This is a genomic window from Haladaptatus ordinarius, assembly GCF_054177595.1.
The window spans coordinates 1-936 of the sequence record NZ_JBPEHH010000279.1; the positions used below are offsets into that span (position 1 = coordinate 1).

1 protein-coding gene is annotated in these 936 nt (G+C 51.0%); it reads left to right on the plus strand.

Translation table 11 applies throughout. The features are described 5' to 3' along the window. Window positions 1–647: 647 nt before the first annotated feature. Window positions 648–845 carry a DUF8139 family protein gene (locus ACR3FF_RS27190; protein ID WP_458191218.1) on the plus strand — a complete coding sequence of 66 codons (198 nt, stop codon included), beginning with the start codon at window positions 648–650 and terminating at the stop codon, window positions 843–845. The last annotated feature ends 91 nt before the right edge of the window (window positions 846–936 follow it).

Below are 936 nucleotides of genomic sequence, written 5' to 3' on the forward strand. Positions count from 1 at the left end.
GTAAGAACAGTGTCTGGATGGTAGAGAAATCTCATAATCACCCATCCAGACGCTTCCTGAGAATCTAACCCCGTCAGTCGTGACTATCCACTGACTCGATGGGAAGTACCGACAGTCGATACAGAGTATATCGTCCATCTTTCTGCAAACGGGAATCGCGTGTGGTCATGCTCTGAGGACAATCAATCCGATGCAATGGCAAAGACGGTTGATCTCTTGATCCAAGAGTACGATCTCATCAACCAGTTAGACTCGTTTCCTTATGTTCCTGGCTCCAAAAATGCGATACTCAATACAGAGCCGACTCATCCCACCGGAGAGCCAATGCGGATGCAAAGGGACCTCTCTGATGACTACTATCTCTATGTCGCGTTAGATCAGGGGAGTAAGAAACGATATATCACGAGATTCGCCGAGCGATGTGGTTTAACTGCCGAGTTCGACGGCGGCTGGTGAAGATATACCCCACCCAAGTTTATTTGTTTCTCGCCAGCGTCATTCCAACCTCCTTTGGACCTCTTCGCTACCGGTTTGTATCGGGATTTTCCTCGCGAACATCGTCAGTATAGCTCAGGGGATCGTTGGCCATCGAATCGTGTAGATGTCCGATACCGATAAAAACTCACTACACAGAATACCGAGTATCGATGGAGGACGTGCCCCAACCAGCGAGCGACCCGTATCAACCGGGCGACAAAGTACAGGTCTACGTGTCCAAGACTGATCCCGATAGCGAACACCACGGGAAAGAAGGCACCATCACGGATGTCCTGCAGGACACTCTCGGAGACGAGACTGGGCGCGAACTGGACTCCTATGAGCGTGTCATAGAATCCATCTCATAGCTTTTCGCAGCCCGGGTCGTTTCCTCGCTCGTAGTTGGTGATTGCAACCACGAGTCGGAGACAGAGCGCAACGAACACTTCTGTTCGTGCG

Bases quoted from the DNA above. Each gene is read 5' to 3' on its own strand.
- ACR3FF_RS27190 (WP_458191218.1), top strand. From the start codon at position 648: ATGGAGGACGTGCCCCAACCAGCGAGCGACCCGTATCAACCGGGCGAC.